Origin of the sequence: Halomonas sp. IOP_14 (assembly GCF_021021315.1) — a bacterium.
In the GTDB taxonomy this organism is placed as follows: Bacteria; Pseudomonadota; Gammaproteobacteria; order Pseudomonadales; family Halomonadaceae; genus Vreelandella; species Vreelandella titanicae.
The window spans coordinates 1-712 of sequence record NZ_JAINWD010000105.1; the positions used below are offsets into that span (position 1 = coordinate 1).

At 59.4% G+C, this 712-nt stretch carries 1 protein-coding gene; it reads right to left on the minus strand.

The genetic code is table 11. The features are described from left to right. On the minus strand, positions 1-712 hold a 712-nt coding region (locus tag K7H09_RS24295), incomplete at both ends, for a type VI secretion system Vgr family protein (RefSeq protein WP_230806376.1).

Below are 712 nucleotides of genomic sequence, written 5' to 3' on the forward strand. Positions count from 1 at the left end.
CCTTACCAACGGTTTCGGTTTTGTTCTTACCCACTTTGCTCGACCAGTTTTTACCGATGCGGTCGGTTTCGTTGCCATCCACTGTCTTACGGCGGTTCTTATGCACGGTAAAGGTTTCGTTACCGTCCACGGTATGGGTCTCGTTGCCATGCACCGTGTGGACTTCATGGCGATGGACGGTGCGGGTTTCGTCGCGGTCGATATCGGTGGTGCGGTCACGATAGACGTGCAGGGTGCTATCGCGCTTGATGTCCTCGGTGCGGTCATTGAGGGTCAGCAGATCGAGGTCTTTTTGGGCGTGCACCCAGATTTGCTCTTCGCCTGCTTCGTCTTCAAAGCGCAGCTCGTTAAAGCCGTCCGCCTTGTGGCTCTGGGTACGGATGACCGTGCGGGTTTTGTAGGCCGGCAGCGGGTAGGGCGGCCGATTAACCGCGTGGTAAGTGCGCCCGGTGATCAGCGGCTGGTCCGGGTCACCCTCCAAGAACGACAAAATGACCTCATGCCCGATCCTGGGGATCGCCATGCTGCCGTAACCGCCGCCCGCCCAGCCCTGGGCGACGCGCACCCAGCAACTGGCGGTTTCGTTAGAGGCAGAGTAGCGATCCCAAGGAAACTGCACTTTGACCCGACCATACTTGTCGCAGTAGATCTCTTCGCCCGCTGGCCCGACCACAAAGGCCACTTGAGGGCCATCGACCCGCGGTTTGGGGTT